At 61.4% G+C, this 26,784-nt stretch carries 22 protein-coding genes; 11 read left to right on the top strand and 11 right to left on the bottom strand.

Going from position 1 to position 26,784, the window contains the following annotated elements; translation table 11 throughout:
• The first annotated feature begins 1 nt into the window (after position 1).
• Positions 2-1,852 (top strand): ATP-dependent DNA helicase, encoded by a 1,851-nt coding sequence (locus HMPREF9465_RS06915; RefSeq protein WP_005435419.1) that lies wholly within the window; start codon positions 2-4, stop codon positions 1,850-1,852.
• 98 nt (positions 1,853-1,950) lie between these two features.
• Here the strand turns inward: HMPREF9465_RS06915 and HMPREF9465_RS12395 are convergent, their stop codons facing one another.
• Positions 1,951-2,382, bottom strand: a complete 432-nt coding sequence (locus HMPREF9465_RS12395; RefSeq protein WP_005435418.1) for a lipocalin family protein — start codon at positions 2,380-2,382, stop codon at positions 1,951-1,953.
• A 250-nt stretch (positions 2,383-2,632) separates the two neighbouring features.
• Positions 2,633-3,514: a neutral zinc metallopeptidase gene (locus HMPREF9465_RS06905; RefSeq protein ID WP_005435417.1), complete on the bottom strand. Its 882-nt coding sequence runs from the start codon at positions 3,512-3,514 to the stop codon at positions 2,633-2,635.
• Between the two features lie 299 nt (positions 3,515-3,813).
• On the opposite strand from HMPREF9465_RS06905, the gene HMPREF9465_RS13220 reads away from it, so the two are divergent.
• Positions 3,814-3,987 (top strand): hypothetical protein, encoded by a 174-nt coding sequence (locus tag HMPREF9465_RS13220; protein WP_005435416.1) that lies wholly within the window; start codon positions 3,814-3,816, stop codon positions 3,985-3,987.
• A gap of 55 nt (positions 3,988-4,042) precedes the next feature.
• Here the strand turns inward: HMPREF9465_RS13220 and HMPREF9465_RS06900 are convergent, their stop codons facing one another.
• The gene (locus tag HMPREF9465_RS06900) at positions 4,043-5,341 is read right to left on the bottom strand and encodes an IS256 family transposase (RefSeq protein WP_005433166.1); all 1,299 of its coding nucleotides are present in this window, start codon (positions 5,339-5,341) and stop codon (positions 4,043-4,045) included.
• 3 nt (positions 5,342-5,344) lie between these two features.
• Here HMPREF9465_RS06900 and HMPREF9465_RS06895 point away from each other — a divergent pair, with 3 nt between their 5' ends.
• Complete coding sequence (locus tag HMPREF9465_RS06895; RefSeq protein WP_005435414.1) at positions 5,345-7,300, top strand: autotransporter outer membrane beta-barrel domain-containing protein; 1,956 nt, start codon at positions 5,345-5,347, stop codon at positions 7,298-7,300.
• A 95-nt stretch (positions 7,301-7,395) separates the two neighbouring features.
• On the opposite strand, the gene HMPREF9465_RS06890 is transcribed toward HMPREF9465_RS06895, so the two are convergent.
• The 5 genes from HMPREF9465_RS06890 to HMPREF9465_RS06870 form a co-directional block, all read right to left on the bottom strand.
• Entirely contained in the window at positions 7,396-8,109 is a 714-nt protein-coding gene (locus tag HMPREF9465_RS06890; RefSeq protein WP_005435413.1) for a metallophosphoesterase, read from the bottom strand.
• An 83-nt stretch (positions 8,110-8,192) separates the two neighbouring features.
• Positions 8,193-9,155, bottom strand: a complete 963-nt coding sequence (locus HMPREF9465_RS06885; protein WP_005435411.1) for a LysR family transcriptional regulator — start codon at positions 9,153-9,155, stop codon at positions 8,193-8,195.
• An 86-nt stretch (positions 9,156-9,241) separates the two neighbouring features.
• Positions 9,242-10,432 (bottom strand): porin, encoded by a 1,191-nt coding sequence (locus tag HMPREF9465_RS06880; RefSeq protein WP_005435409.1) that lies wholly within the window; start codon positions 10,430-10,432, stop codon positions 9,242-9,244.
• 116 nt (positions 10,433-10,548) lie between these two features.
• Entirely contained in the window at positions 10,549-12,381 is a 1,833-nt protein-coding gene (locus tag HMPREF9465_RS06875) for an aryl-sulfate sulfotransferase (RefSeq protein WP_005435407.1), read from the bottom strand.
• 294 nt (positions 12,382-12,675) lie between these two features.
• Positions 12,676-13,599, bottom strand: coding sequence for a LysR family transcriptional regulator (locus HMPREF9465_RS06870; RefSeq protein WP_005435405.1), 924 nt, complete (start codon positions 13,597-13,599; stop codon positions 12,676-12,678).
• Positions 13,600-13,870: 271 nt separating this feature from the next.
• On the opposite strand from HMPREF9465_RS06870, the gene HMPREF9465_RS06865 reads away from it, so the two are divergent.
• The 8 genes from HMPREF9465_RS06865 (at position 13,871) to dsbI (ending at position 25,247) form a co-directional block, all read left to right on the top strand.
• On the top strand, positions 13,871-15,754 hold the full coding sequence (locus HMPREF9465_RS06865; RefSeq protein ID WP_005435403.1) for an FAD-dependent oxidoreductase: 1,884 nt from the start codon (positions 13,871-13,873) through the stop codon (positions 15,752-15,754).
• Between the two features lie 149 nt (positions 15,755-15,903).
• Positions 15,904-17,037, top strand: coding sequence for a porin (locus HMPREF9465_RS06860; RefSeq protein WP_005435401.1), 1,134 nt, complete (start codon positions 15,904-15,906; stop codon positions 17,035-17,037).
• Positions 17,038-17,191: 154 nt separating this feature from the next.
• Complete coding sequence (locus tag HMPREF9465_RS06855) at positions 17,192-18,199, top strand: LysR family transcriptional regulator (protein ID WP_196793866.1); 1,008 nt, start codon at positions 17,192-17,194, stop codon at positions 18,197-18,199.
• Positions 18,200-18,434: 235 nt separating this feature from the next.
• Entirely contained in the window at positions 18,435-20,255 is a 1,821-nt protein-coding gene (locus HMPREF9465_RS06850) for an aryl-sulfate sulfotransferase (RefSeq protein ID WP_038006934.1), read from the top strand.
• 289 nt (positions 20,256-20,544) lie between these two features.
• Positions 20,545-22,260 (top strand): transposase, encoded by a 1,716-nt coding sequence (locus HMPREF9465_RS06845; RefSeq protein ID WP_005433715.1) that lies wholly within the window; start codon positions 20,545-20,547, stop codon positions 22,258-22,260.
• A 35-nt stretch (positions 22,261-22,295) separates the two neighbouring features.
• On the top strand, positions 22,296-23,441 hold the full coding sequence (locus tag HMPREF9465_RS06840) for a porin (protein ID WP_005435396.1): 1,146 nt from the start codon (positions 22,296-22,298) through the stop codon (positions 23,439-23,441).
• A 284-nt stretch (positions 23,442-23,725) separates the two neighbouring features.
• The gene (locus HMPREF9465_RS06835; protein ID WP_005435394.1) at positions 23,726-24,376 is read left to right on the top strand and encodes a thiol:disulfide interchange protein DsbA/DsbL; all 651 of its coding nucleotides are present in this window, start codon (positions 23,726-23,728) and stop codon (positions 24,374-24,376) included.
• Between the two features lie 202 nt (positions 24,377-24,578).
• A complete protein-coding gene (gene dsbI, locus HMPREF9465_RS06830; RefSeq protein ID WP_005435393.1) occupies positions 24,579-25,247 on the top strand; it encodes a protein-disulfide oxidoreductase DsbI in 669 nt (222 codons plus the stop codon).
• A gap of 99 nt (positions 25,248-25,346) precedes the next feature.
• Here dsbI and HMPREF9465_RS06825 read toward each other — a convergent pair whose 3' ends face one another.
• The 3 genes from HMPREF9465_RS06825 to HMPREF9465_RS06815 all read right to left on the bottom strand — a co-directional run.
• Positions 25,347-25,709, bottom strand: a complete 363-nt coding sequence (locus HMPREF9465_RS06825; RefSeq protein ID WP_005435392.1) for a hypothetical protein — start codon at positions 25,707-25,709, stop codon at positions 25,347-25,349.
• Positions 25,710-25,964, bottom strand: a complete 255-nt coding sequence (locus HMPREF9465_RS06820) for a LysR family transcriptional regulator (RefSeq protein ID WP_005435391.1) — start codon at positions 25,962-25,964, stop codon at positions 25,710-25,712.
• Between the two features lie 67 nt (positions 25,965-26,031).
• On the bottom strand, positions 26,032-26,784 hold a 753-nt coding region (locus tag HMPREF9465_RS06815; protein WP_038006931.1), incomplete at its 5' end, for an ISL3 family transposase.

Genomic DNA, 26,784 nt, shown 5'->3' with positions numbered 1-26,784 from the left:
CATGCCGCATCCGAAGCCTGCCGAAGGAAACGTTGCGCTCATCAGTCCGCCTGAGGGCGCCGTCGCCGCCGCTGCGCCCGCGCCCGAAGCAGACGACCGCTGGGTCTGGTTTGAGGACGAGCACGGCGAGCGCTTTCGCGTCCCGCGCTCCTGGGTTCAGGGCGCGCCTGCGGACGCGAGCAATGCAGGCGGATCGGCCGAAGAGGCGGACCCGGACGAGGCGGGCGGAATCCACATCAAGAATCCGACGCTCTCGCGCATGTTCGAAGGCGTGCGGCTCACCCCCGGTCAGGCCTCGCTCGTTCCGAAGCTTCAGGCGTTTCTTGACGACGACGATGCGCGGATCTTCATACTTCGCGGCTATGCGGGCACGGGGAAGACCTTCCTGATGAAGGGCGTCGTCGACTATCTTTCGGCCGTCAACCGCTCCGTGCACCTCATGGCGCCCACGGGCCGCGCGGCCAAGGTGCTCTCGACGAGAACGTCCCGCAGCGCCTCGACCATCCACGCGCACCTCTACTCGCCCCGCGACCGGGACGATCCCGACGACGAGGACTTCACGCTCGTGAGCGACCTCACGTCAAACACGGACGAACTCGACGCGGTCTACGTCGTCGACGAGGCCTCGATGGTCTCCGACCGCGAGACGCAGAATCCGCTCCTGCAGTTCGGCTCGGGCCGCCTTCTCGCCGACCTCCTGCACTTTCTCGAGGACGCCCCCTGCGCGCACCGCAGGCACATCCTGTTCGTGGGCGACGCCGCGCAGCTCCCGCCCGTCGGCATGACCGTCTCGCCCGCGCTCTCTCCCGTGCACCTCGAGGAGGAATTCGGCCTGAAGCCCTCGGAGCACACGCTCACCGACATCGTCCGCCAGAAGCAGGACTCGGGAATTCTCGCGCTCGCGACTGCGCTCCGAACGGGACTCAAAAACAAGACGTACGCTCTTCCAAGGCTTCCTGCGGACGTTCCCGACGTAGAGCGGATCGATGCGCGCGACATGGCGCGCCTCTGCTGGGAGGTCATGGGACGGCGCATCACGCGCGACGCCGTCATGATCGCGCAGACGAACGTGCGCGCCCAGCAGCTCAACCGCGCCTTCAGGCGGCTGCAGTTTCCGGGCGTCGAGGAGCTCGCCGCGGGAGACAAGCTCATGGTAATCCTCAACACGCACATGCACGGCGAATTCATCTGCAACGGCGACTTCTGCCAGGTGCTCCGCACGGGAGCGCGCACCAGGCGCAGCGTCTCCTTCCGCGTGAAGACCGGCCCCGCAGGGAAGGGCAGGCGCCTCGTGAACCTCGACCTTGAGTTCCAGAGCGTCACGCTCAGGCTTCGCGGCAATACGGGCGAGTGCTTCGAGGTCTCCTGCATGATCCTTCTCAACCAGCTCGAGCCCGACGACCTGCCCGACATGACGCTTCTCCTTCGCGCCCTCATGGCCGACTTCAAGAACCGCTTCCCGAGGCTCAGGCGCGGCACGAAGGACTGGCAGGACGCGCTCGCCGAAGACCCGTTCGTCAACGCGCTTCACGTCCGCTACGGCTACGCCGTCACCTGCCACAAGTCCCAGGGCGGCGAATGGCCGCACGTCTTCGTCGACTGCGCATGGACGGGACCGAGATCCTCGGCCGACTACTTCCGCTGGCTCTACACCGCAGTGACGCGCGCCAGACAGAAGCTCCATCTCGCCCGCTATCCGAAGCACGCCTACGACGACCCGAACGAAGTCCTCCCCGTGCCCGACGACGCCTGGCCCCGGCAATGGCAGGCCGAGCTTCCCGCAAGACATCCCGGCGAAGACCTCGAGACGTTCGCGCTCGAGCTTCCCGAAGACAACGGCGAAGTCTTCTGACGCCCATGGAAAAACAGGCGGCCGCATTTCTGCAGCCGCCTGCGCTCCCTGAACCCTCCTCTTCGGACAAAAGAGGCGTTCCTCGCAAAAGCCTGCGTCTATTCCTCTCGAACCGGCGCCCAGTAGGTCTTGTAGACGCCGCCCCGCTGAAGGACGAGCTTCTTCTTCGAGACCATCACGACGTTCCAGACCTCCTCGAACGGGAAGGTCCCACCGTTGCCGATGCTCCTGCCCCTCAGGGTGAGCTTTCGGTCTGCAACCTGCCAGCTCTCGTACTCGAGCGTCGCCATGTTGACGGACTCGGCCGAGCCGTCCTCGTCAAGGATGAAGCCCTGCTGCCTGCCGAACTGGGCGGGCACGGGCTCAAGCCACGTGTTGACAAAGAGAGGCATCATCTGCCTGTCGATCCCCTCGCTCATGGCCTTCTTCTCGATCGCGGCGGCCTCCTCGGGCGTCGCGGGACTGCCTGCGCATCCTGCGAGCACAAGGGCGGCTGCGGGCAGCGCAAGAAGCATCGTTCTTCTCTGCATGGCTTTCCTCCTGTCGTCACGGGCATTCGGTCGCTCCCTGCGGCACGCTGCGCCGCATGAGGAGCCTCATGCCTTCATCCTACCGCGCCTTGACGCTCCGCGTCCCGCAAAGCCACACGGCGAAACATTTGCAATGCCTCAGGCTTCCATTTTTGGAATCGCCCTCTCGCCGAGCCCATCTCCCTGAAAACAAATCGGGCCCGCGGTCAGAAGGCCTGCGGACCCGAAAGGCAGATGAAAATGTCGAAGGCTAGAGCTTGTCCGCCTGCCAGGTGTTGCAGACATTGGGATTGCCGCTCTTGAAGCCCTTCTTGAACCAGTTGAGGCGCTGGAGCGAGGTCCCGTGCGTGAAGCTGTCGGGCACGACGCGGCCCGTGGCCTCCTTCTGCAGGCGGTCATCTCCGATGGCCGTGGCGGTCTTGAGCGCCTCCTCAAGATCACCCGCCTCAAGAATCCCACGCTTTTCCATGAAATGCCCCCAGACGCCCGCGAAGCAGTCAGCCTGAAGCTCCATCTTGACCTGGAGCGCATTTGCTTCCTTCTTCGTCACGCGCTGCTGGAGCGTCTGAACCTGCTCGGAAATGCCGAGCACGGTCTGTACATGATGCCCGACTTCGTGGGCGAGCACGTATCCGAGCGCAAAGTCGCCGCCCCCGCCGAGCTTCTTCTGCATGTCGTCATAGAAGCTCAAGTCAAGGTAGACCTTCCTGTCGGCGGGACAATAGAAGGGGCCCATCGCCGACCGGCCGTAGCCGCAGGCGGTCGAGGTGCTGCCCGTGTAGAGCACGAGCTTCGGGTGCGGATACCTTTCGCCCGTGGCGCGGAAGATCTCGGTCCAGACGTCCTCCGTCGTCTTGAGCGCAACGCGGGAGAACTTCGCGAGCTCCTCCTCGGCTGCCGTGCCCTTGTAGGACGCCGAAGCCGTCGTCTGCGTCTCGACGGGGAAGGGCTCTCCCGTCAGCAAAGGCGTGAGGTCGATCCCGTAGTAGCCCGCCACGAGCACCACGATCACGACGACCAGCCCCGTCTTGCCGCGAAGCGGAATGCCGCCGCGGGTGCGAAAGCCTCCCGAGCGGCCCATGCCCCTGCGGTCCTCGACCGACGAGCTTTCCTCAAGATCCTGCCAACGCATGAAAAGGCCTCCCTGAAGCATCAAACGCATTCCGAATTGTAGCCCGCATCGCGAAGACCTTCCGACGGGAACCCTCGCCACGCACCGCGCCGCCCGCGGAGCGCCTCCGGACAGCTTTCGGCAAAAAACACCTCTTGTGTCGCTTTTGGGCGACACCTTCAATCCTGAGCGCAATTTTCCATTGCATTCAGGCCTCCCTGCGTCTATACCGGAAGAGTGCGCGGACTGCACGATTTCCGGAGAACAACGGATTCGCCCGTGTCCGCCCCTGAACCAACCTGACTCAAAGGAGGATCTGCATGTACATGAAGTCTCTCGTTTCGCTGGCCGTTCTCGGCGCCATGTCCGCCGTTGCAACAGCAGGAGATCTCGTGGCCTTTGACAAGCCCAACGAATCGGGAGTGTCAGGATTTCTGTGTCTGGGGAGGTTATTCCAGGGGCAGCCCAACGAGGCTGCCCTTTGTTTTTTGTGATGCAGTATGCCAGACCTGATGCGATAGCGCGGGTAGTCTAATCATACCCCTTGTCTTACTCCATGGCACCTGTAAAGCGCTCGCCAAACAGCAGAGCGAACTGAGGCATGGCAGCAGACCACCTGGCTGTAGCACGCTTCCAGGAGGTCGTGAAATTCATGATAGCCAGGTAGATCAGCTTCCGGGCTGCGTCCTCACTAGGGAATAGAGTGCGCGTCTTGATCACCTTCCTGACAGCGCGGTTTAGCCCTTCAATCGCATTGGTCGTATAGATCAGTGTACGGATCTCTGGCGGGAACTGGAAGAACGGGATCACTTGCGCCCAGGCGCGTTCCCAGATCTGGATGATGGCTGGATACTTCTTGCCCATGTCCGTGCTTCCAAAACGCTCCAGAGCGCGTTCTGCAGCGTCGGCATCCACTGCCTGGTAGATGGGCTTCAGCTCCTTGCATACGGCCGCCCTGTCCTTCTGAGAGACGAATGAGGTGGATGCGCGGATAAGGTGGACGATGCAGGTCTGGTGGAGGGTCTGCGGATACACGGTTTCAAGAGCCTCCGTCATGCCCTTCAGGCCGTCCGTAACGGCGATGAGGATGTCCTCCACGCCTCGGGCCTTGAGCCCGTTGAACACGCTCGCCCAGAAGCTTGCGCCCTCGTTCTCGGCGATCCACATGCCCAGAACCTCACGCGTACCGTCCGTGCGAACACCAATCCCGAGATGAACAGCCATGTTCTTTACGGCTGCGCCGCTGCGGATTTTGACTCGAAGGGCGTCGAAGAAAGCGACGGGATACACACTTGCGAGCGGGCGATTCTGCCACTCCCGGACGTCCTCAAGCACTCTGTCAGTAACCTTGCTGACGTAGTCGGGGCTGATGTCCACCCCGTAGAGGTTGTCGATGAAGGCCTGGATGTCACGGGTGCTCATGCCCCTGGCGTACATGGCGATGATCTGCTCGTCCATCTTGCCGAACGAGCGGCTGTGCTTGGGCACGATGATCGGGTCGAAAGTGTTCTGTCGGTCGCGCGGAACGCTCAGCGGCAGAGGACCAAACTCGGTCTTCAGGGTCTTGTGGCTAAAGCCGTTGCGCTTGTTGGAAAGCTGGGGAAGCTCGTCAGCGGCGACCTCTTCAGGAGGCGTTTCAGTGGGCTGACAGCCTGTGAGATGGGCATCCATTTCTCCCTGCAGCATGGCTTCGACGAAGCGTTGGGAGAAGGTACGGACGGCCTCGGAGAAGGCTTCGGGGCCCAGCGGGCGGCCCGATGCTCGAAGCTCGGAAACGTACTGGTCGATATGGTTATCGAGGGGGTTGGTGGACTTCTTACGAGAATTGCGTTTGGTATTCGTGTTCATTGGATGCACCCGATTGGCGGGCTCCGATTATCCCATGGACACAAAATTTCTGACGCTCTTAACGAATCGTACACGGTTGACGGCCTGAGCAAGTACGGCGCCAAGATCAACGCCTCCGACATCACCATCACGAACACCACATACAACGGCATTGACGCCTACGGCGTCTTCGACCTGAACGCAGCCAACGACATCAGCATTCAGGGCGCCACGAACGGCATCTTCACGCCGATTGAGAAAGAGTTTGCGACCCCTTCAATCACGATCAAGACACCCAAGAAGCTGACGATCACGGGCCCGTGGGCCATTCATGCGGAAGGCAAGGGCAAGATCACCATTGACGCGGGCGACCTCGTCCTCAGGGGAAGCAACGGCATTGCCGCCAACTCCACCGGCACCGTCAGCATCGACGCTCAAACGGTCGACATCGCCTGCACTAACAAATACGGCGTCTCCTCCGCCAATACGGGCGGGGTGACGATCAAGGCGGAAAAGTCCATCTACATCAAGGGCGGCAGTGCAAATGCCGTCAACGGCCTGCAGGGCGCCATCAAGCTTGAGAGCAACGGCACGACCGTCGTCGACGGCGACATCCTCGCCAGGGCAGCCACGGTTTCGGCCGACTTCAAGGGCGCAGGTTCCTCGCTCACGGGCGCCGTCACCACGGGGGACACCGGCACGACGAAGCTCGGCTTCTCCGACGGTGCGCTCTGGAAGGCCGAAGGCGACAGCAAGGTGTCCGAACTCACCCTCAAGGGCGGCGTCGTCGACCTCAACAACCACAACGTCACCGCCAAGCAACTCGCCGAAAATTCCGCAGCCACCATCCGTCTTGATGCGGGCGCCGAAACGCTCGGCAGCTTCACCGTTGGAAATCAGGATGTCAAGGCCGACCTCAACGTCGACCTCGTCCAGAACGCCGACGTCGTCGACGAGGCGCTCGCCAAGCAGGCGCTTGCGCAGATCCAGACGGGCGACAATACCACGGTCGAAGCCCACGTCAAGGAAGGCCTGGTCAATCCCGACATCACCTTCAACAAGGACGGTTCGACGGCTTCGGTCGGCACCAACACGCTCATTCGCGACACGCTCGATCTGGCTGCCGCAAGCTCGCTTTCGCTCAACCGCATTCTCATGAACGACGTGCGCAAGCGCATGGGCGATCTTCGTTCGTCCAGCGGCAAGAACGGCGTCTGGGCCCGTTATGACGGCGGCAGGCTCGAATCCGACGCGGGCCTCAAGAACGACTTCAATACGTTCCAGGCCGGCTTCGACACCATGCCGCTCGACAACGGCGTGCGCTTCGGCGTGGCCGCCAGCTACACCTGGTCCGACACCGACTTCGCGCGCGGCGAAGCCGACATGGACGCCTTCGGTCTGGCCGCCTACGGCGTCTGGATGGGCGACAACGGCATGTTCGCCGACGTCGTGGCCCGCGTGGCCAAGGCCTCCAACGACATGACGATCGACAGCGTCTACAAGGGCGACCTCGACACGGTCACGACAAGCCTCTCGGGTGAGTTCGGTTGGCGCTTCGACCTCGCCAGAACCGTCTGGATCGAACCTCAGATCGAGGCCACCTACACGCACGCGGGTGCGGAAGACCTGACGCTCAGCAACGGCGTGAACGCCGCCACCTACGAGATCGGCGACTTCGACAGCCTGATCGGTCGCGCAGGCTTCGCAACGGGCTTCACCTGCCCGAACAACCGCGGCGAAGTCTGGCTGCGCGCCTCCGCCGTTCATGAATTCCTGGGCGACCGGGAAATCTACGCCAGAACGGGCGACAACACCAACTCGCTCAAGCAGGACGGCAAGGACACCTGGTTCGAATACGGCATCGGCGCCAACTTCAACCTGTCCGAATCCACCTACCTCTGGGCCGACGTCGAACGCACGTCCGGCGGCATCATCGATCAGGAATGGCGCGCCACCATCGGCGTTCGCTACGGCTTCTGACGATCCTTCCGACCTGCGCAGGGAGTCGTTCGCATGACGCAGCTCCCTGCCTGAGTTGAATAAAGGCGGCGCAGAATCTTCTGTCGCCGCCTTTTTCACGCCCGCCGGATCAATCGGGAAGAGCGGGCACCGTCAGGGGGTGCGGGATCCCTCCACCACTTCACACGAATCGACGTTCTCTCGCAGCCTTCCTTGTCGAGATAAGAGACGCCCGCAGGCAGTCCCTTCTCGGGTCCCGTGAGGAACTTCTCCTTGGACTTCCAGCCGAGCGCGGGCTTGCCGGAGACCGGATCCTTCCTGCGCCCGAAGTCGACGAGCCCGGCCTGCGTCAGGACGGGCGCCTCGAAGGGACCCGTAAAGCAGAATTCGCCCGAGTCCGTCGGCTCCTCCCAGAGGCGCCTCATCTTCGTCTCCATCCAGGCGGCATGCACGAAGCGGAGCTCGACGCCTTCGGAGTCGAAGGTCTTCATCCAGACGGCAAGCGTGCGGATCCAGGCGAGCCAGGCCTCAAGGTCAGGGCCGAGCTGCCTCACGGTCTCCACGAACTGGCGCCTGTGCGATTCGCTGTGCGAGCGCAGCCACTTCGGTCCGCCGTCCTCCTCTCTGAGAACGGGATCGGGCGTCGTGAAATGGAGCGCATTGAGTTCGTGATTCCCCATGACGGCGAGCGCCGAGCCCGCCTCGACCATGCCGCGCACGATTTCGTGCGTGCGGCGGATTTCGGGCCCGCGGTCGATGAAGTCGCCGAGAAAGACCGCGCGGCGGCCTTCGGGATGGCGCAGGACGCCGTTCGTCTCCTCATAGCCCATGCACTTGAGGAGAATCGTCAGCTACGCGGCGTGCCCGTGCACGTCGCCAATGACGTCAAAGCCTGATTTTCCGAGCATGTCCTTCATGACTCCTCTCCGTTCCGGCGCCTCTCCTGAAAGCACTCGACGATCGCGGCCCTGAGCCACTGTAGCTGATGGTCGTCATTGCTTCGTGAGTGCCAGATGACCGTCGGGTTCCAGCGTTCGCGAAGCGGCGAGTCAGGGTCGAGCTTCACGTCAAGGATCTTGAGCGGCATCCAGGCTGCAAAACGCTCTGCGAGCTCCCGCGTCATGACGGCGTAGGCGTCGCTCTCCAGCAGCGCGAAGGGCAGCGTCACAAAATAGGGCGTCTCAACATAGATGCCGGCATTCGTTGTGATCTCGGTTCGATGCATCACCTCGACGGTGCTTTCTCCTCGATAGTCAGGAAGCCTGAGCGAGACAAGCGGGTAGGCGCGGACCTCCTCTTCGGATACAGGACCGGGGCAGGAGGCAAGGGGATGGTCGTTTCTCACGACAACGACGTGTCGTGACGCGAAAAGCTGCTGACCATGAATGTCGGCGGGGAGCGGATTGCCGTCGGGATCGTAAAAGAAGGCGAGGTCGAGCCGGCCGCTTCTGAGATGCTCGATCAGACTGCCGTCGGGCGGCATGACGCGGATGCGAATGTCGGGAGCGCGTCTGCGGATGGCGGGAAGCGCCTTGAGAAGCAGCGTCACGAACGCATTGTCGTTCATCATCAAATGAAATACGCGGTGGATGTTGGCCGGATCGAAATATTCCTCGCTGACGAGATCCTCAATCACGGCGCGGGCGCGCTCTAGCTTGGGCACGAGCGCCGTCATTCGTCGCGTGGGCGCCATGGAGTTGCCCGAGCGTACGAAGAGTTCGTCATCGAAGATCTCGCGAACAGCGCCGAGCATGCGAGAGACGGTCGCAACGCTCAGACCGAGCGCCGAGGCCGTTCTCGTCAAAGAATGCGTTCGCGAAAGAAGGAGCAGAAACTCAATCTGCTCGCCTGAAAGACCGGATCCTCGTCCGTTCATGATCGTTCTGACCCCCAAGGCATGAATAAAAACGCCCTTCGATTTTATCGAAGGGCGTCGTGCCCAAACAAGGCGTGACTTCCTCATCAGAAGAAATGCGTGATGCCGAACATCACCTGTTCGGAGTTCGGATCGCTGGTATCCTCGAAATTGTCCGAATCAAAGAGACCCGAGCCGTGGGTCCAGTTGGCGGCGCCGTAAAGATGCGTGCGCTTGCTGAGCGGGTACTCGTAGGCTGCGCCGAGCAGCCAGCGCTTGAGGCCGGTTTCTGCGCCCGCCTTGACGTGTCCCTTGTACTCGATGTCATCGTAGGCGGAGGTGAGCATCAGATCGCCGCCCCAGAGACCGATCTTTGCATTGAGGCCAAGAACATAGCCGTCAAAGCCCCTGCCGCTCACGCCCCGCGCATTCTCGTCCGCAAGATTGTTGCTTCCGATGAGCGATAAAGGCGTGTAGACGGGCGTTCCGGGAACCGTGTAGAAGTCCCTGAACATCTGGCCCATAACATAAAGGCGCACGTTGTCGGCCACAAGAAAGTTGACGGCGAGGCTCGCAAGCGTCGAATCCCTGGCCCCCGACCAGCTCGCGCCCGTCTCGGGTGCAGGATGCATGATCCTGTCGACAGTGCCCGCGAAGGTCACCTTCGGCGTCCGGTACTTGAAGCCAAGTGCGGCGCGGCGGTTGTTGTCCTCCGTATCCGCCTCCTCACCCCCGGGCACCGGGTTGGAACCCGTCTGGAAGGAATACTGGGCGTAGAGCGTCAGCCCGCCAGCTAGTTCGGGACTCGCCCAGGAAAGTGCGTTGTCAAGGCGGTCGCCGCCCTGCATCCAGTGCACGCCGCCCGCTCGGCCCCATCCGAACCCGAACGGGGTCGCTTCAAGGCCAAACATGCCCCAGTGGCCGAACGGAGAGGTCAGAGCACCCATGCGGCCGGCCGCAAACTCGCCGAAGCGTCCGATGACGGCAAGAGATGACTCGCCGCCGAAGAGACGATTGAAGCGCATGGCGCCGTTGTCGGACTCGAAGAGGCTTTCGAGCTGCATCTTCACCTTGAGTCCGTTGCCAAGGTCCTCGTTGGCGACAAGACCCACGCGGGGTCCGAGGTTGACGCCGAACTCTTCGCGAGCCGTGCACTCCGTGCCGTTGACTCCGTTTCGGTTGTTTTCGACGATGATACCTGTGTCGATGATGCCGTACATCCGCACGTCGGCGGCCTCTGCCGCCGGTGCCAGCGAAGCCGCAGCCAAGGCGGCGGCGATGATTGTCTTTCTTAGCATGACAAGGTCCCTGAACTGAGGGGATGGAAAGGTTGGATTCTCAGAAAAATCCGGACGGTCGGACGGAGACAAGAGCCGACCGACCGTCCGGCAAGGCAAGACGCCGGGCCAGGGCGTCACTTGGCTGCCGAGAAGGCCTTCTGAACGTCGAACGGCATGGCCTGATAGCCCATGGCATCAAGAATTCGGATTTCAACCGAGGGCTCCTTCGCGCCCCACTTGAATTCGTTGATGAAGGGCGAGGGCGCACGCATGTCCATGGCGCCCGCCATGCCTGCGGTGGCGGAGTAGACCATGACGGAATCCTTGTCCTTGTGGTATTCGGTCAGAGACGTCACCGGGCTGAACCATTCGTGACCGCGGCCCTTGCCGTATTCCCAGACCTGCTCGATGGTCATCTTCTTCTGGTCAATCTTGTAGACGACGGCGCGCGAATACTTCATATCGGGCAGAGCGGGCTGCTCCATGCCGCGACCGTCGCCATTGTCAAAGACGGAAAGGTAGAACCAGCGCTTGTCGGACTTGGCATCAATGCGCCATGCGGTGTGCTGGGTCCAGGTCCAGTCGAAGTCCTTCTTGCAGACGTTGTAGTATTCGTCGCACTCGATGGGGTTGCCCGAAGCGTCGACCGGCTTGAGGAGCCTCTTCGCGAAGTCACCCGTCCAGCCTTCATGGGAGCCCACGATCCACTTGACCTTCTTGTCGCGGCCGATCTTGACGATGGCGGACTGGTGACGGGAGGAAATGATGATCGAGTCATCGGTCGGGTCGTAGTCCACGGAGTTGACGTGGGCCCAGTTTCGGCCCGCGCCCGTACCGAGGATGTCGCCGAAGTTGTCGCTCTTGTCGATCGCGGCCAGCTCCTCGGCGCTCATCGTGTGGCCTGCGAGCTTGGCGTCGATATTGAGGCAGACGGCGCCCTGGTCAAGCGTCTTGATGACCGTGCTGCGATACGGATCGAGAATGTTGTTGAGGTTCCATTCGTCGACGACGCGTCCTTCCGAATCGACCTCGATGATGACGTCACGCACCGTGCGAACGTTCCTGCCGTCGGGACGCTTGTAGTTGGCGCTCGAGACGCGAACGAGATAGTTGCCGTTCTGCATCGGTTCGAGTGCATGGCTGAAGTCGTCATAGCCTTCGGGCAGACGGCGGTTGAAGACCTCGCGGCCCATGATGTCGTACTTGGCGTAGCGCTGGCCGTAGCCCCAGGTGAGCATGCCGTCGTCGTTCTGGCGGAAGCCCATCATGACGCCGCCCTGATAGATGGAGCTCGCATCAAAGATCGGCTCGGCATGCAGGTACCAACGCAGCTCGCCCTTTGTGTCGATGATGCCGACCTGCGGATAGCCGCCCCATTCGAGCGAGCCGCCCGTCGGGTTGTTCCACACGGCGCGCTCGGCCTGCGGATAGTGATCGAGAATGTTGTTGACGAGGTAGAGGCGGTCCTCGAAACCCTTTTCAACCTTGATGACCTTCGTGTTGAAGAGGCCGCTCTTCTGAGCGGTCGTGCCATTGCTCGGCGCATAGGCCGGACCGCAGTAGATGCGGTAGCTTTCAGTGATCTTTTCGGACTTCGGGTTCGTGCCGTTGGTGGTGCGCGTGTAGCTCACCTCGACCGTGTTGACCCAGTCGGCGTAGAGGCCGAAAACGGGAATGCCCGAGTGCGTGAGCAGGTCGACGTCGCTCACCTTGTACTTGATCTCCTGACCTTCGGGCTTGGGAACGATGCGGACGGTCGCGTCGGTCACGACGTAGCCGCCGTTGCGGATGATGGCGGTGAGCGGCGCGATGCGGTACGGATTGACGACCACCTCGCCGAGCAGGCCCTGGACCTGGTACTTGACCTTCGGACCCGAGGGACCGCCTGCGGCAAGCGCCCGAAGGGGCAGGGCGGCGGTAACGGCCATCGAGAGCATCGAGGCAATGAAGACGCGCTTCGTCAGCATGTTGGACTCCTTTTCTGACTTGCTGAAGGGCGTGCCGAGCATCAGTGCGGCGCACGCCCGTTGACGGATCGAGGAGGCGGAACCGGCGTTCCGCCCCTCACGATGCAGAAAATGGTACGGATGCGACCATCGCCGAACCATAGGAGGATTCGGAGGCGCAGTCTTCAGAAACGGGAAGGCCTCTTTGCAGAAAATGCAAAACCTCGGGAAATCCCCTTGGGGTTTTGCTCGAGGCGAAAATCCATGCGTTGATGCATCGCGTGCATGCGCGCGGAAAAGACTCCCGACGCAGGCTCATATGGAGGCATCGACGGCAGGACACCCCCTGCGAAACCAGAGCCGCCGTTCCTTCACTTCGGCGACAAGGGCAACGAAGGCCTTGACCATCGATCCGTTGCTTTCAGCGAGCCTCACGACGGAGGCATCCATGACGATGTCGTCGAGGACGACGTGGCGGATGCCGTCGCCGGCAATCGGCAAATCGGTCTGAGGGATGATGGCGGCGCCGATCCCCTGACGCACGTATTCGATGATGAGGCGCAGGGACGAAAGCTTGATGACGGCCTTCGGAGTGAAGCCGAGTGCATTGTCGACCACGTAGGGCGAGTCATGACGGCTCTCGAAGATCATGAAGTCGCTATGACGCAGGACGTCCATGTTGAGTTGTCCGTCCGGGGTGATGCAGGGCGAGTCAGCGGCAGCAAGGAGTACGGGCGGACAGCGTCCGATCGTCTGCATCACGACAGGCGCATCGAACCTCACGCCGAAAGTGATGCTCATCATCACGTCGATCGAACCTTCGGCCAGGCGCTTTGCAAGCGTAGCGGGAGGCGCCTCTTCGGCAATGATCGTGAGTGAAGGAAAGCGCGAGCGCGCCTCACGCAGAACGGTACCGAAAAGGCCCGAGGAAATCGTGGCGGCGCATACGCCCACGCGAAGCGTCGAAGCGGTGCCGTTGAGAATGTCGTCGGCGTTGTGCCTCGCGCATTCGGCCATCGCAAGGATGCGCTGCGCGTCTGCAAGGAAGGTTTCACCAAGAGGCGTCAGCGCCATCGTTCGGTTCGAGCGGTTGACAACCGCTCCTCCGAGCTCCTCCTCAAGGAGTCTGATCTGCGTGCTGAGCGTCGACTGGCTGATGCCAAGCAACTTCGCCGCGCGCCCGAAATGCATGCGGTCCGCAAGAACCACGAAGGCCTGAAGATGCTTCAAGTCGAACATGAAGAGCTCCTCTCGGAAACGGAAAAGGACGGGACGGGTTTTCCCGTGTTCGGAACACTAGAGATTTCCCGAACCTTCGATCGCGAACGTACTTTCGATCCACACAAAAACGACCTAGGGACAAGCGTTTTACGTAGCCTCACATGCACAATCGAGATTCTCGATCGTACCATCAATCAAAGTCGAAATCAACGGAATTATTCTCCGTCCTTGCGCTTCAGGGTCCGACCGAGTTGAGCGGTCCCTGACCAACCCTTAGGAGAAGACAAACATGTTCGTTGAAACTTTCAGGAAGACGGCGCTTGCCGCGCTTCTTTGCGGCGCCGGTTCCTGCGCCGTTGCCGCCGTGACGGCGGGCACCTACGAAGGCCAAGCCATGGGCAAGCTCAGCATGGTGAAGGCTGCCGTGACGCTTGACGCCGAAGGCCGCCTCACCGACGTCAAGCTTGACGTTTCGGGCGAAACGCCGTTCCTCGGTGGCGAGGCCGCCAAGGCCATGGCCCCCGCAATGGTCAAGCACCAGAGCACGGCCGTTGACGCCGTGACCGGCGCCACCATCTCGAGCGAAGCCATCCGCAAGGCCGTCATCGCCGCCATCGAGAAGGCGGGCGGTGATCCCAAGAAGTATGACGTCAAGGTCGCCAAGAAGATCGGCCCGTCCGAAACCATGACCGCCGACATCGTCGTCGTTGGCGCCGGTGCTTCCGGCACGGCCGCCGCGCTTGCCGCAGCCGAATCGGGCGCCAAGGTCCTCGTCCTTGAAAAGGCTCCCGCCGTGGGCGGCGCCGGCCAGATCGCCTCGGGCCTTTTCGCCGTCGAATCCTCGCTGCAGAAGGAGAAGTTCAAGAACGATCCCGAACTTCTCAAGCAGCTGACGGCCGACAACCTCTACACGCTCCTGATGGACTACAACCACTTCCTCTCCAACGCCCCGATCACCCGTCGCGTGATCGAGCAGTCCGGCTCGACCATCGACTGGCTGCAGGGCCACGGCGCGAAGTTCAAGCTCATCGACTGGAACCCGCAGCAGGGCCAGAACCCGTACCCGATCCGTTGGCGCATCTATCACCGCTATCAGGACAACCACACGGCCTTCGTGAACATGTACAAGTCGCTCGAGAAGATGGGCGGCAAGCTCCTCACGTCGACCCGCGCCTATGACCTCGAGCAGGACAAGGACGGCAACGTCACGGCCGTGATCGCCGAAAAGGCCGACGGCGGCAAGCTCACGATCAAGACCAAGGCCCTCGTACTCGCCACGGGCGGCTACGGCGGCGACATGAAGCGCCTCTCCGAAAAGATGGAGAGCAAGCAACTCACGAACCGCATCGCCTGGGCCAACAACGGCGAAGGCATCGACATGGCCCTCAAGGCCGGCGCCCAGAAGATGGGCGAAAACTCGGCCCTCATCCACGCCTGCGAATTCGACGGCCTCTCCACCTCGACCGCCGGCGCCCACGGCATGATCGACTCCAACCTCCTCGTGCGCGTCCTCAAGACGCCGCTCCTCTGGGTCGACCCGGCCGGCCACCGCTTCTGCAATGAAGAACTGATCTACGACACCGTCTACTGGGCCAACGCTGGCTACTCCGTCGGCGGCAAGTACTTCGTCGTCGTGGACGGCAAGACGCTCGACGCCTACACGGCCGACAAGCTCCCATTCGAAGTCTCCGGCGCCGGTCCCGCCAACCCGACGGGCAAGGGCGACTTCCGCGCCTTCGCTGAAGAGGCCGTCCGCCAGGGCGTCGGCTTCAAGGCCGACACGCTTGAAGAGCTCGCCAAGAAGGCCGGCTTCGACAGCGGCTTCACGAAGCAGGTGGCCGACTACAACAAAGCCGTCGAAACGAAGAAGGATCCGTTCGGCAAGCCCGCCGAGTTCCTCCAGTTCGGCGTCAAGGAAGGTCCGTTCTACGCCTTCCGCGCCAAGGTCGTAAGCCTCTCCACGCTCGGCGGTCTGCGCGTCAACGAGAACATGCAGGTTCTTGACGGCGACTACCGCACGATCGGCGGCCTCTATGCCACGGGCAACAACGCCTACGGCTTCTACTCCACGCCGTCCTACCCGCCGTACCAGGGTCTGGCTCTCGGCTTCGCATACAACTCCGGCCGCATCGCCGGCATGGAAGCTGCGAAGGCCGTGAAGGCCGCCAAGTAAATCGCGGACGAAACCCCAACCGCGGCCGCTTCTTCGACGGGCCTCTCCTCCCTGAAGAACACGAAAAAAGCGGCCGCCTTCCCGGGACCGGCGAGCACCTCCTTCCCGCCGGTCCTCTTTTTTTATCCAACCAATCCGGAGCCTTTCTCATGGCTTTCACCAAATCCCTCATCACGCTTGCGTGCGCCGCTGCGGCTCTCGCCGCCAATGGCGCTGAAGTGAAGATCGGCGGCATGGTCGACACCGGCCTGCGCTTCCAGCACACCTCCACGGGCACGGGCACGAGCACCAACACGCTTGAAATGGCCGAAGGCATGCTCAACGCCAACCGCATCATCTTCATGGGCGGCGAAAACCTTCGTCCCGGCACCGACCTCGGCTTCTGCCTCGAGGCCAGCTATGCGTCTGACTCGGGCGAAATGAAGACCGAAGGCAGCCTCTTCGACCGCGGCAGCTACATCTACATCAAGGATCAGGATCTCGGTCAGGTCGCCTTCGGCCGCCTCGGCATCATGCGCTCCGGCGCCACGCCGCTATCCTTCGACATCACCGGCGCGCGCATCAACCCGTTCGGCACCGGCTGGGGCAATCTTGCAAGTCCCATGTACGTGATGCCATTCTACGGCTTCCCGAGCTCCAACATGGTTCAGTACGACACGCCGTCCTTCGCCGGCGTCAAGGGCCACTTCCAGTATTCGTTCGACGCCGACACGAAGGGCAACAACGTTGTTGAAGGCTCGTCCTCGGCCGACCGCTACGCCTCCGCTGCCTTCACCTGGGACAGCAGCGTCGCGAACCTCGTCTTCATGGCCGACTGGATGAACGAGGCCAGCACCTCGGGCGATCAGGAGGATGCGCTTGGTCTGCTGTTCGGCGGCAACGTGAAACTCGACCCCGTCAAGCTCTACGCATTCGGCACCTGGTTCAAGGGCGGCGACATGATCATGCCGCTCCCCGGGCTCTCCGACTGCCGTCCCCTCACGGGCCTCGACGACATCGGCGGGCACGCCTTCTCCGTGGGCCTGCGCGCTCCGCTCCTTTCGGGCGAATTCGACCTTTACGCCATGCGCATGAGCGCCGAGGCCGATGACGCCGATGCCGACGGCGCACACATCACGCGCACCTCGCTCGTCGCAGGCTGGAAGTACGACTTCACGAAGCGCACGAGCTTCTACACGGCTGCAGGCTGGTTCAGGGACCGCACGGAATACGTGAACGGCGACTCGAGCTTCAAGAATCCTGAAGCCTGGCAGGTGCTCGCAGGCATCCACCACAACTTCTGACGCAGGACACGGGATGGCGCCCCTCGGCACGTCCCGTTACCTTGCGCACACGGCCGCGGACGGGAAGATATTCCATCTGCGGCATTTGCATTCTGCATTCCCGACCATGAGGGACCCCGACCAACCGAAGCCGAACAGCAAAAAGGACCAGCCCATGACCACCCCGGACTACGACAACATCGACCTTCGAATCCTGAGACTTCTTGTCATTCTTCAGGACACCCGATCGCTCGCGCGGACCGCCGCGGCGCTCGGGCTTTCCGTCTCGCAGGCCTCGAGGCTCCTTGCGCAGGCGCGCGCGACCTTCGGCAACGAGCTCTTCACGCGCCACGGTCCCGAGATGATCCCGACGCCGGACCTCACGGCCATTCTGCCGAGGCTTCACGATCTCTTCCGCTCGCTCTCGGCGCTCTTTTCGAACGAGAGCGAGCCGAACCTGCTTGAGAGCAGCGAGACGATCCGCATCGGCGCCGTCGACAACACGGCGCTCGTCTTCGTCGCGCCCTTCATCAAGGCCATGCACGAACGCGCCCCGAAGCTGCACGTCGAAGTCGTGCCCCTCAACCATCAGGCGCTCCCGGACCTGCGCTCGGGGACGCTCGACCTGGTCGTCGCCTGCGACCCGCACCTGCATCTCGATGACGACATGCGAAGCCGCCTTCTGATCTGTGCGCGCATGAAGGTCCTCGCGCGCCGAGGGCATCCGATGAGCGGGCGGGGCGCCGCGCTCACGACGGCCGACCTCGACCGCTATCCGATGATCTCGCCCACGGTCTCGCAGCCTTCGGGCGTCACCGCGCCCATTCTCACACTCAACCAGCTCTCCTCGCAGCGCGTCCTGCAGATGCCGTACTTTCTCGCCTGCGCCTGGACGCTTCTCGACACCGACGCCTACATGGTCGTCCCTGCGCCGCTCACGGACCTTCTCGCGGAACGTCTTCCCGTCGAGGCCTTCGAGCCTGCGGACCTCTTCACGCCGCTCTGGATTCCGTCCTTCATCTGGCACGCGCGCACGGACCTCGATCCGCTGCGCCAGTGGGTGAGGGCGTTTCTGATCACGAGCATCCGCGAGAAGTGGCGCGCCTACCTCAAGGCCGACGAAGGAGCGGCGGTTCAAGAAGCTCAGCGGAGCGAAACCCGGGAAATGCGCGCCTGCGTCTGAAGTCCCCCGTCCCGCACGCACGGCGTGCAACGGCCCCTTGCACCCCATGGCCGCCGAAGGCGGGAATCCGTCTCTAGGCGGCGCGGGCCGCCGTTTCTACAATTTTCTCCGTGTTCCGAAAGCCCCCTGCACAGGCCTTCGGAAGCCTCACCCCGGGCGCGGCGTCCGTCACTGCGGACGCTTCGCCCGTACGGCGCTCGAATCAGAGAACGCCGGCAACCAAACGGAAAGAAAAATGCAGAAATCCATCCTCGCAGCCGCGACCTCGCTCGCCATTCTCGTCGTCAGCGCCCCGGCGCTCGCCTCCGGCGGCCCCTCGGGCCCCCACGTCGGCTATCCCGTCCAGGGCCACATCGGCGAAGTCATCGTCAATCCCTACAAGGTGGCTCCGCTCACCGCCGTCATCCGCGACGGCGGCTACGAACTCTCCGACGTCACGGTCCGCATCGTCCCGAAGGCCAAGGGCCAGGAGATCAAGTACAAGGTCTCCCGCACCGAGCTCAAGACGCACGCGGGCGTGCCCGTCTTCGGTCTCTATCCCGACTGGCAGAACACAGTCGAGGTGAGCTACACCCGCACCCATCAGGGCAAGAGCGAAAAGTTCACCGACACCTACCGCTTCTACACCCCCGGCGTCTACACGCTCTCGACCGGCATGCCCAACCAGACGCGTCCCTTCGACGTCAAGGTGAAGAAGGTTGACAAGGAATTCCAGGACCGTCTCTATCTCATCAACAGCCAGCTGCAGAGCACGGTTCCGCTCGGCTCCCGCTTCACCTGGAACAACCCTTCGGGCGGTGCCGTGGAATGGGCCTTCAACTCCAACATCGGCATCATCGACACCACGGGCGAAATCCGCTGGTGGCTCCTCGACCAGGAAATCGGCGACACGGAAAACCCGTGGAAGTCCGGCTACTTCATGGGCTTCCAGCAGACCGAGGACGGTGCGCTCACCTGGGGCTACGGCCAGAACTACGCCAAGTACGACCTCATCGGCCGCAAGATCTTCGATCGTCGTCTCCCTGCGGGCTACTCCGACTACTCGCACTCCTTTGACAACGCCCAGAACGGCCACAGCTTCCTGCGCGTGGGCTCCTCCGACTACCGCCGTCCCGACGGCAAGCGCGTCCACACTGTCCGCGACGTGATCGTCGAAATCGACCGTGACGGTCGCGTGGTCGACGACTGGCGCCTGATGGACATCCTTGATCCGTATCGCGACAACGTCATCAAGACGCTCGACCAGGGTGCCGTCTGCCTCAACATCGATGCCTCCAAGTCCGGTCAGACCCTTTCCGCGGAAGAACTCGCCAAGCAGGAAGCGTCCGACAAGTTCGGCGACATCACCGGCGTCGGCGCTGGCCGCAACTGGGCCCATGTCAACTCCGTCGACTACGACCCGAGTGACGACTCCATCATCATCTCCTCGCGCCATCAGTCCGCCTGCGTCAAGATCGGCCGCGACAAGGAGGTGAAGTGGATCCTTGCCGCTCCGGACGGCTGGAACAAGGAACTCGCCGCCAAGGTCCTCAAGCCCATCGACAAGAACGGCAAGCCGATCAAGTGCGAAGACGGCAAGTGCGAGGGCGACTTCGACTGGACCTGGACGCAGCACACGGCGTTCCGCATCGACTCCAAGTCCGACGAGAACACCGTCATCCTCTCCGTCTTTGACAACGGCGACGGCCGCGGTCTTGAGCAGCCGCCCATCCCGTCCATGAAGTACACCCGCGGCGTCATCTACAAGATCAACCAGAAGAACATGACCGTCCAGCAGCTCTGGGAAGTCGGCAAGGAACTCGGCAACGAGTACTTCAGCCCGGTCACCGGCATCACGCAGTACCAGGCCGACAAGAACTCCATGGTCGTCTTCTACTCGACCGCCGGTCTGCTCGGCCCCTCGGCCGGCAAGGACGCCAGCCGCGAGGAATCCTCCCATCCGTACCTCTGCGAATACCGCTGGGGCGAAACGAAGCCCGCAGTCGAACTGCAGTTCAACAAGCTCTTCGGCTATCAGGCCATGCCGATCAGCGTCGAAAAGGCCTTCACGCACTAAGGCTTCCTGCTGAAACGCGCCCGGGGACGCCTCCTCACCCCGAGTGCAGCGGGGGCGCCCTCCGGGGCGCTCCCGCCTCATGACCCCGCGCCCGTTCTCCTCGGACGGGACCTCCCGCGGGCCCCCATTGATCCTTCCTCCGTATCCAACCCTAAAAGTCGTCGAAAGACCCCACGAAACCCTGTTGGGAGTAGGTCTTTTAAACTAAAAGTCCGTGAAACACACGGACTTTTTATTGACTCCAATAGTGCACCTATAATATAATACAGGTACACCATTGGAGCAGATTATGGGACGTCCTCTCACTGGAAAAAAGCATGTTGGAATTCGTCGTGACACCCGCCCGAATGGCGATGTTTACGTGTATGAACGCGTCACCGGATATGACGCCAAGACGCAGAAAACCAAGACGATCTCTACCCGACTTCTTGGAAAAATCCTGGCCGGAACGACGGAAATGATCCCGACTCGCCCCAAAAAATCGCGTTCTGAGGTTGTAGAGCCTCCGGTTGAAGCTGTGCGCACGCATGTCGGACTGCAGACAATTCTCGAATGGGCCGGAAAGGAATCGGGCATCGATGAGGATCTGAAGACATGCTTCGAGATTGGGGAGGCTCAGAAATTGAGTTCAATCGCCCGATATTGGGTTGCCACTGATGGTGATACGCTGCCTCGCATGGAGACGTGGCAGATGATGAATCCGTTGCCTTACGAGTACCCCATCACGCAGGATGTGTACGGCAAGCTTTTTGCGTCTGTCGGACGTAATGAGTCAGGCGTGCAAGCCTATTTTCGAAGCCGTGCTCAAAGAGTTTCCTCGTCGGGCTTGAATTTGGCTCTGGACACAACGACCTTTTCTACATATTCGAAGAATCAAATCGAAGCGCGTCAGGGATTCAACAAGGATGGCGACGGACTGGATACGATCAAGCTTCTGGTCCTGTATTCAGTTGAGAATCGAGAACCGGTAGCTTTCAGCAAGCAGCCGGGAAACATTCCGGACAAGATCTCGCTGGCAAATTCTCTACGGCAGCTTGAGGTGCTGGGTCTCTCTGCACCGGTTATCGTGGCTGACAACGGCTTTTACTGTCAGGCCAACATGACGTACCTCGCGCGGGAGCACGTGAAGTTCCTGATGCTCGCCAACAGCACCGACAAATGGGTTCGTGAAGAAATTGATGCTGTTCGCGAAGAGATTGGCGCTTTCGAAAATTCCTGTCCGTTTGATGTCGGTGTCAATGCCGTCATGCGTCGTCGCCAGCACGATTTCAGCATCGTTCGTCAGCGCACGCGCGGCAACTACGAAGCAGGACAGACTGAAACATTCACCCGGCGATTGTATGTTCATGTTTGTTACAAGCCGGAAGCAGCTCCGATTCAAGAAAGACGTCTCAAGGAGAGCCTTTTTTCAATCAAGAAAGATTTGGAAGATGGTGTTGAAGAATTCCGACCTGCCGCCCAGAAGCTGATCGACAACTTCCTCATCGTGAAGCGCACAAGCAAAGGCGTCAAGGTTTCCTTCAAGAATGAAAAGATCGAAGAAGCCAAGCGATACTGGGGGTACTTTGTCCTCGTGAGCAACGAAATTTGCGATCCCTTTGAAGCTCTGAAAGCATACCGCTCCCGCGAAAAGATTGAAGAGTTGTTCGCGACCTACAAGGACAGCTTCGACGGACGCAAGCCCAGAACGTGGTATCCGGAAAACCTTTACGGCAGACAATTCGCACAATTCGTCGGGCTGGGCTATCACTGCTTCCTGACGAAGAGAATTCAGGATGTGAAAAAGGGGCTTGCCCAAAAGAGCACTGAAAAGAAAACGAAGGAAGAGTTGAATCTCGAAGAAAAGCTGCTTGCTTGGCTCGATCAGCACTCACTGATTCAAATTCTTGATTGGTTCCGTTGCGTCGACTACGTTGCTACGACAGGTAACGACAGTGCTTCCAAATGGGCCACGGAAACAACCAAACGCGATCAGCTATTCCTCAAGCTGCTTGGTGTCAGTTGAATCGTGGCCGCATTAGACGACTTTTAGGATCCAACATGACCATCAAGCCCATCGTCGCCGCGCTCGGCGCGGCCCTCATCGCCTGCGGCTCCGCCGCCTCAGCTGCCGAAACCCAGATCTACGGCGTCGTCTCCACAGGCCTCTATTACCAGAAGGCCGAAGGCGCCGACCACGCCACCGTCGGCATGGCCGCCTACAAGCAGACGCCCACCGACTCGCACCTCGGCCTCATGGGACGCGAGGACCTCGGCAACGGCTGGTACGCCGGCTTCCAGATGGAGAGCGGCTGGAGCCTCGACTCCGGCGCACTCTACGACGAAAGCCGCCTCTTCAACCGTCTCGCCCGACTCTTCGTCGGGAACGAATTCATCGAAGTATCCGCAGGCCGCATGTCGACGTTCTCCTGCGCGTCCGAACCGTACTCCGTCTTCAAGAAGCTGCGCGCCAACATGACGGGCTCGGGACTTCCAGGCATGGCACCCGCGCTCATCGTCTACAACAAGGGCGAGTCCGACAACACGATCGCCTTCGCAACCCGCGCCAAGGACGGCTTCTTCCTCCAGGGCCTCTACACCAACGGCTCGAACGACAGCGAAACCGAATACGGCTGGTCCGACAACAACCACGTCGCTCAGGTCGCCTTCGGCTGGACGGGCCGGCAGCTTCGCATCGGCTCGCTCCTCAACTGGGAGATGCCCGAGCACACCGACGCGACGCAGGCCCGCAAGCACGACAGCTTCGGCTTCACGATCCTCGGCAGCTGGGACTTCGGCGGTCCGGCCGTCTCCGGCATTCTCTACAAGGGCAAGAACGACTGGCGCATCGGCGGCGCACCCGACCTAGGCGCCATCCTCCTCAAGGGGAGCGGCGTGAACAACCTCGCGCAGAGCACCGAAGGCCTCGACGTCACGACGGGCTTCGTGAGCTTCGGCTATCCCTACGGGTTCCATTACTTCAGCGCCGGCCTCGGCGTCGTCAACGCCGAATGGAACGGCGTCTCTGCCGGCATGAAGCACACGAAGGGCACGGCCGCCATCGGCAGCCTCATGTATTACTACAACCTCTCGAAGCGCACCCAGCTCTACGCGGGCGCCTCCTACGCGAACGGTCACGACCTTCTTGACGGCGTCGATCGCTTCAATCAGGTCTTCGCTTCGGGCGGCCTCACGTACCGGTTCTGACATTCCCGTTCTCTTTGAGACATTCGGACCGCCGCCGGCCGCTTCGTGCCGACGGCGGTCCTTTCGCTTCATGCGGTCTGAGGGGGGGGGGGGGGGGGGGGAAGAGGCGGGCCCTTTTGTAGTTTCTGCAACAAGGCCTTGCACAACCTGCCGTGCGTACTTGGAAAAGTCACAATAGCCCGAATAAAAGGGGAGGTCTAAACTCGCAGTCATGGTTCAGGCGAGCCCCGCACACATCCGACGTTCCGCCGACCACCCGTCACCCATCTGGAGAAAACTCACAAATGTTCAAGAAGACTCTGCTTGCCGTCGGCCTCTCTCTCTTTGCCGCTGCTTCCATGGCCGCCACGGAAGGCACCGACTACGTCAAGCTCGAAAAGCCGATGGTCAACGCCGAAGGCAAGCTCACCAAGATCTTCAGCTACGACTGCCCGTTCTGCTTCAAGTATGACGTCGGCGTCGACCCGAAGGTTCTGCCGCGCATTGAAAAGGAAACCGGCCTTGCCTTCAACCCGATCCATCTCGAAACCAAGGGCAAGTACGGCCGCATCGGCAGCGAATTCCTCGCCATGTGCCTCCTCAGGGACAAGGCCGCAGGCATCTCCGTTGAGTCCAAGGACTCTCTTTTCAAGAAGGCCAAGGACGCCGTCTACGTCGCCTATCACAAGAAGGGCGAACGCTGGACTTCCGGCGAAGCCGCCTTCCTCAAGACCATGACCGACGCCACAGGCATCAGCGCCGATGAGTTCGCCAAAGCCAAGAACGATCCGGCCGTCAAGGCGATGTGCGACGAATGGAAGCTCTCCTACGACGTCGCCAAGATCCAGGGCATCCCGGCCTACGTCGTCAACGGCAAGTACCTGATCATGACGAAGAGCATCCGCAGCCTCGACGGCATGGTCGAGCTCGTCAAGGAACTCAAGGAAATGAAGTAAGCCCTGCCGCTCCGCCTTCGCGGAGCAGGGCCCAACAGGTTCTCCCTGGGCGGGAGGGACGGCGGTACATCCGTCTCTCCCGTTTTTCGTCTTCGGATTTAGCCTCCCCGACGCCCGACGTTTTCACCCCCGACAGGGTCCGAAAAGGGCAGGGGACTGTACCGGAATCTTTTCCGGCAATCAACAATAGGATTTTTTCATCATGATCAAATTCATGAAGGGGCTCGCGGCTGATCCCGTCCGTACGCTCGCCGACTGGCAGGACTCCCGCTGGCCCTGGGGCATCATCGCGTTTGCGATGGTCGCCATGGTTCTGCTCGCGCACTATGTCTTTCAGGACTGGATGCACATGCTGCCCTGCGAGCAGTGCGTCTACATCCGCTACGGCAACCTCGTGATGGCGCTCGGCTGCGTCATCGCCATGATCGACCCGAAGGCCGTCTGGGCGAAGCTCGTCGGCTTCGTGATCACGATCTACGGCCTCGTCTACACGATCATCTGCTCGGTCAAGCTCATCGGCATTCATGACGCCGTGCACTCCGACGATCCGGAAGCGATGTTCGGCATGCAGGGCTGCTCGACCGAGCCGCACTTCCCGTTCGGCCTTCCGCTGGAAAAGTGGGCTCCGGACTGGTTCCAGCCCACGGGCGACTGCGGCTACGACGCACCGGTGGTGCCCGACGGCGTTGAGCTCGGCGCCCTGCAGCGCTGGTTCATCGAGCTCTACCAGTCCTACGACGGCTGGTACCTGATCCCGCAGTGGAAGTTCATGGACATGGCCTCCTGCTGCCTCCTCGCCTGCATCGTCGCGGCCGCCTTCATCGCCGCCATGCTCTTCGGTTGGGGCGCCCGCCTCACGAAGAAGGCGTAATCGAACCCGAACCCGGGCGTGAATCGGGCCGTCGGCGAAAGCTGGCGGCCCGTTTCTTCGTGCGGCATCTTCGTGCCTTTTCTTCGTGCGGCCTTCCGATCAGCCTTCCGGCCTGCGCGCGCTGCCCGCGCAGGCTTCTTGCGCCGAGGCGCTTCTGAGCATCGCGATGAGCCACATCAGGGCCGGATCGCCCGAGGCGTTCTCGTGCCAGATCACGCGCCGCTCGTAGCGGCCCGCCAGCCCGGGCGGCAGCGGCAGGATCTCGATCGGCAGGTATCGGGCGAGCATGCGGGCGTTCTTCTCGAGGATCTTCGCCGTGGCGTCCGTCTCGAGCACGATCCAAGGCGCGGCGAGAAAGTAGGGCATCGTGATGCGGGCGCCCTCGCGCTCGTGCGCCATGAGACTTGCGTGAAAGCGCACGACGGCGGCGGAGAAGTTGTGCGTGACGTTGCTGATGCGCACCTACGGATAGGCCCTGAGGTCCTCGAGCGTGAGCGCGCCCCGCTCCCTGCTGATCCTCACGAGCGGATGCCCGCTTCGGACGATCAGCACGTCGGGCTCGTCGCCGAAGAATGCGCGCGCCGCGGCGAGCGTGCGGCTCACGGTCGCGGTCGAAGTGCCGAGCTCGCTCCCAGTGAGCGTCAGACTGCGCGTGCGCGACAAGGAGGCGAGCGTCAGAAGCACGCCGTTGTCGGGAAGCGTCTCTTTTCCTGCCAAGGTCCTCATCCTCCTGATCTGTTGGTCCTCCGCCCGAAGGGAAGGGCGGTCAAGTCTTTATTTTGGTTCATCTCGGAAGTCCGTGGAACGCGGCCTTGACTTTTAAGAAAAAGTACAGATCGTCTCGGAAGCCATAAGCTCGTCGCTTAATTTGCTTGATTTTATTGTTGACACCTTCAAGTACAGAGGTGTTGATCTTAAAGTCCGCGGCTGCAATGATGCCCTGCACATAGCGCCTGAGGTTCTTGCCGAAATCTACCAAGGGCTTGATCCTGCTGTGAGTGGCTCGGTGAATCCAGTCCATAACCAAAGCAATTGCTTGTCCGCGTGTTCCCAAACTCCAGAGATGTCGAAGCTCGTCTCCCATGAGATAGCATTTGAGCAACGGCGTATTAAGTTTCGAAAGCTCCGCCAGTTTTGTATGCTCCTTCTCCGAGAGATTTTCAGGGCGCTTGTACAAGAGGTACCGGGAGCTCTTCACGACTTTTCTTAACCAAGGCGCATGCCTGAGGGAATTGGCCGCGTCCCCCCTGACTCTGTCGATCACCTTCCTGCCGAAGTTGGACAGGACATGAAACAAGTCGTAGACAACCACGCCGTTGGGACAGTTCTCTTTCACCTCAAGGTCGAAGGCAGAGTTTTGATCCATGGCAACAGCTCTTATTCCAGCCTTTTGCTCTGGCGTAAGTAAGCTAAAGAACTTTCGAAGCGTAGCTCTGGAGCGACCACGATCAAGCCAAAGGACTTTCTTCGTATCAATGGAGTACACAACTGTGGCGTAACGATGCCCGCGATGAATGGCGAATTCATCCACAGCCAA

This window comes from Sutterella wadsworthensis 2_1_59BFAA (assembly GCF_000297775.1).
Classification (GTDB): Bacteria; Pseudomonadota; Gammaproteobacteria; order Burkholderiales; family Burkholderiaceae_F; genus Sutterella; species Sutterella wadsworthensis_A.
Note: the sequence above shows the minus strand (reverse complement) of the source record. Positions and strands in the feature narration are given on the sequence as shown.

What these genes read in the sequence shown, in the direction of transcription:
- HMPREF9465_RS06915 (WP_005435419.1), top strand. Translation starts at nt 2, where the DNA reads ATGCCGCATCCGAAGCCTGCCGAAGGAAACGTTGCGCTCATCAGTCCG.
- HMPREF9465_RS12395 (WP_005435418.1), bottom strand. Translation starts at nt 2,382, where the DNA reads ATGCAGAGAAGAACGATGCTTCTTGCGCTGCCCGCAGCCGCCCTTGTG.
- HMPREF9465_RS06905 (WP_005435417.1), bottom strand. Translation starts at nt 3,514, where the DNA reads ATGCGTTGGCAGGATCTTGAGGAAAGCTCGTCGGTCGAGGACCGCAGG.
- HMPREF9465_RS13220 (WP_005435416.1), top strand. Translation starts at nt 3,814, where the DNA reads ATGTACATGAAGTCTCTCGTTTCGCTGGCCGTTCTCGGCGCCATGTCC.
- HMPREF9465_RS06900 (WP_005433166.1), bottom strand. Translation starts at nt 5,341, where the DNA reads ATGAACACGAATACCAAACGCAATTCTCGTAAGAAGTCCACCAACCCC.
- HMPREF9465_RS06895 (WP_005435414.1), top strand. Translation starts at nt 5,345, where the DNA reads ATGCACCCGATTGGCGGGCTCCGATTATCCCATGGACACAAAATTTCT.
- HMPREF9465_RS06890 (WP_005435413.1), bottom strand. Translation starts at nt 8,109, where the DNA reads ATGGGCTATGAGGAGACGAACGGCGTCCTGCGCCATCCCGAAGGCCGC.
- HMPREF9465_RS06885 (WP_005435411.1), bottom strand. Translation starts at nt 9,155, where the DNA reads ATGAACGGACGAGGATCCGGTCTTTCAGGCGAGCAGATTGAGTTTCTG.
- HMPREF9465_RS06880 (WP_005435409.1), bottom strand. Translation starts at nt 10,432, where the DNA reads ATGCTAAGAAAGACAATCATCGCCGCCGCCTTGGCTGCGGCTTCGCTG.
- HMPREF9465_RS06875 (WP_005435407.1), bottom strand. Translation starts at nt 12,381, where the DNA reads ATGCTGACGAAGCGCGTCTTCATTGCCTCGATGCTCTCGATGGCCGTT.
- HMPREF9465_RS06870 (WP_005435405.1), bottom strand. Translation starts at nt 13,599, where the DNA reads ATGTTCGACTTGAAGCATCTTCAGGCCTTCGTGGTTCTTGCGGACCGC.
- HMPREF9465_RS06865 (WP_005435403.1), top strand. Translation starts at nt 13,871, where the DNA reads ATGTTCGTTGAAACTTTCAGGAAGACGGCGCTTGCCGCGCTTCTTTGC.
- HMPREF9465_RS06860 (WP_005435401.1), top strand. Translation starts at nt 15,904, where the DNA reads ATGGCTTTCACCAAATCCCTCATCACGCTTGCGTGCGCCGCTGCGGCT.
- HMPREF9465_RS06855 (WP_196793866.1), top strand. Translation starts at nt 17,192, where the DNA reads ATGACCACCCCGGACTACGACAACATCGACCTTCGAATCCTGAGACTT.
- HMPREF9465_RS06850 (WP_038006934.1), top strand. Translation starts at nt 18,435, where the DNA reads ATGCAGAAATCCATCCTCGCAGCCGCGACCTCGCTCGCCATTCTCGTC.
- HMPREF9465_RS06845 (WP_005433715.1), top strand. Translation starts at nt 20,545, where the DNA reads ATGGGACGTCCTCTCACTGGAAAAAAGCATGTTGGAATTCGTCGTGAC.
- HMPREF9465_RS06840 (WP_005435396.1), top strand. Translation starts at nt 22,296, where the DNA reads ATGACCATCAAGCCCATCGTCGCCGCGCTCGGCGCGGCCCTCATCGCC.
- HMPREF9465_RS06835 (WP_005435394.1), top strand. Translation starts at nt 23,726, where the DNA reads ATGTTCAAGAAGACTCTGCTTGCCGTCGGCCTCTCTCTCTTTGCCGCT.
- dsbI (WP_005435393.1), top strand. Translation starts at nt 24,579, where the DNA reads ATGATCAAATTCATGAAGGGGCTCGCGGCTGATCCCGTCCGTACGCTC.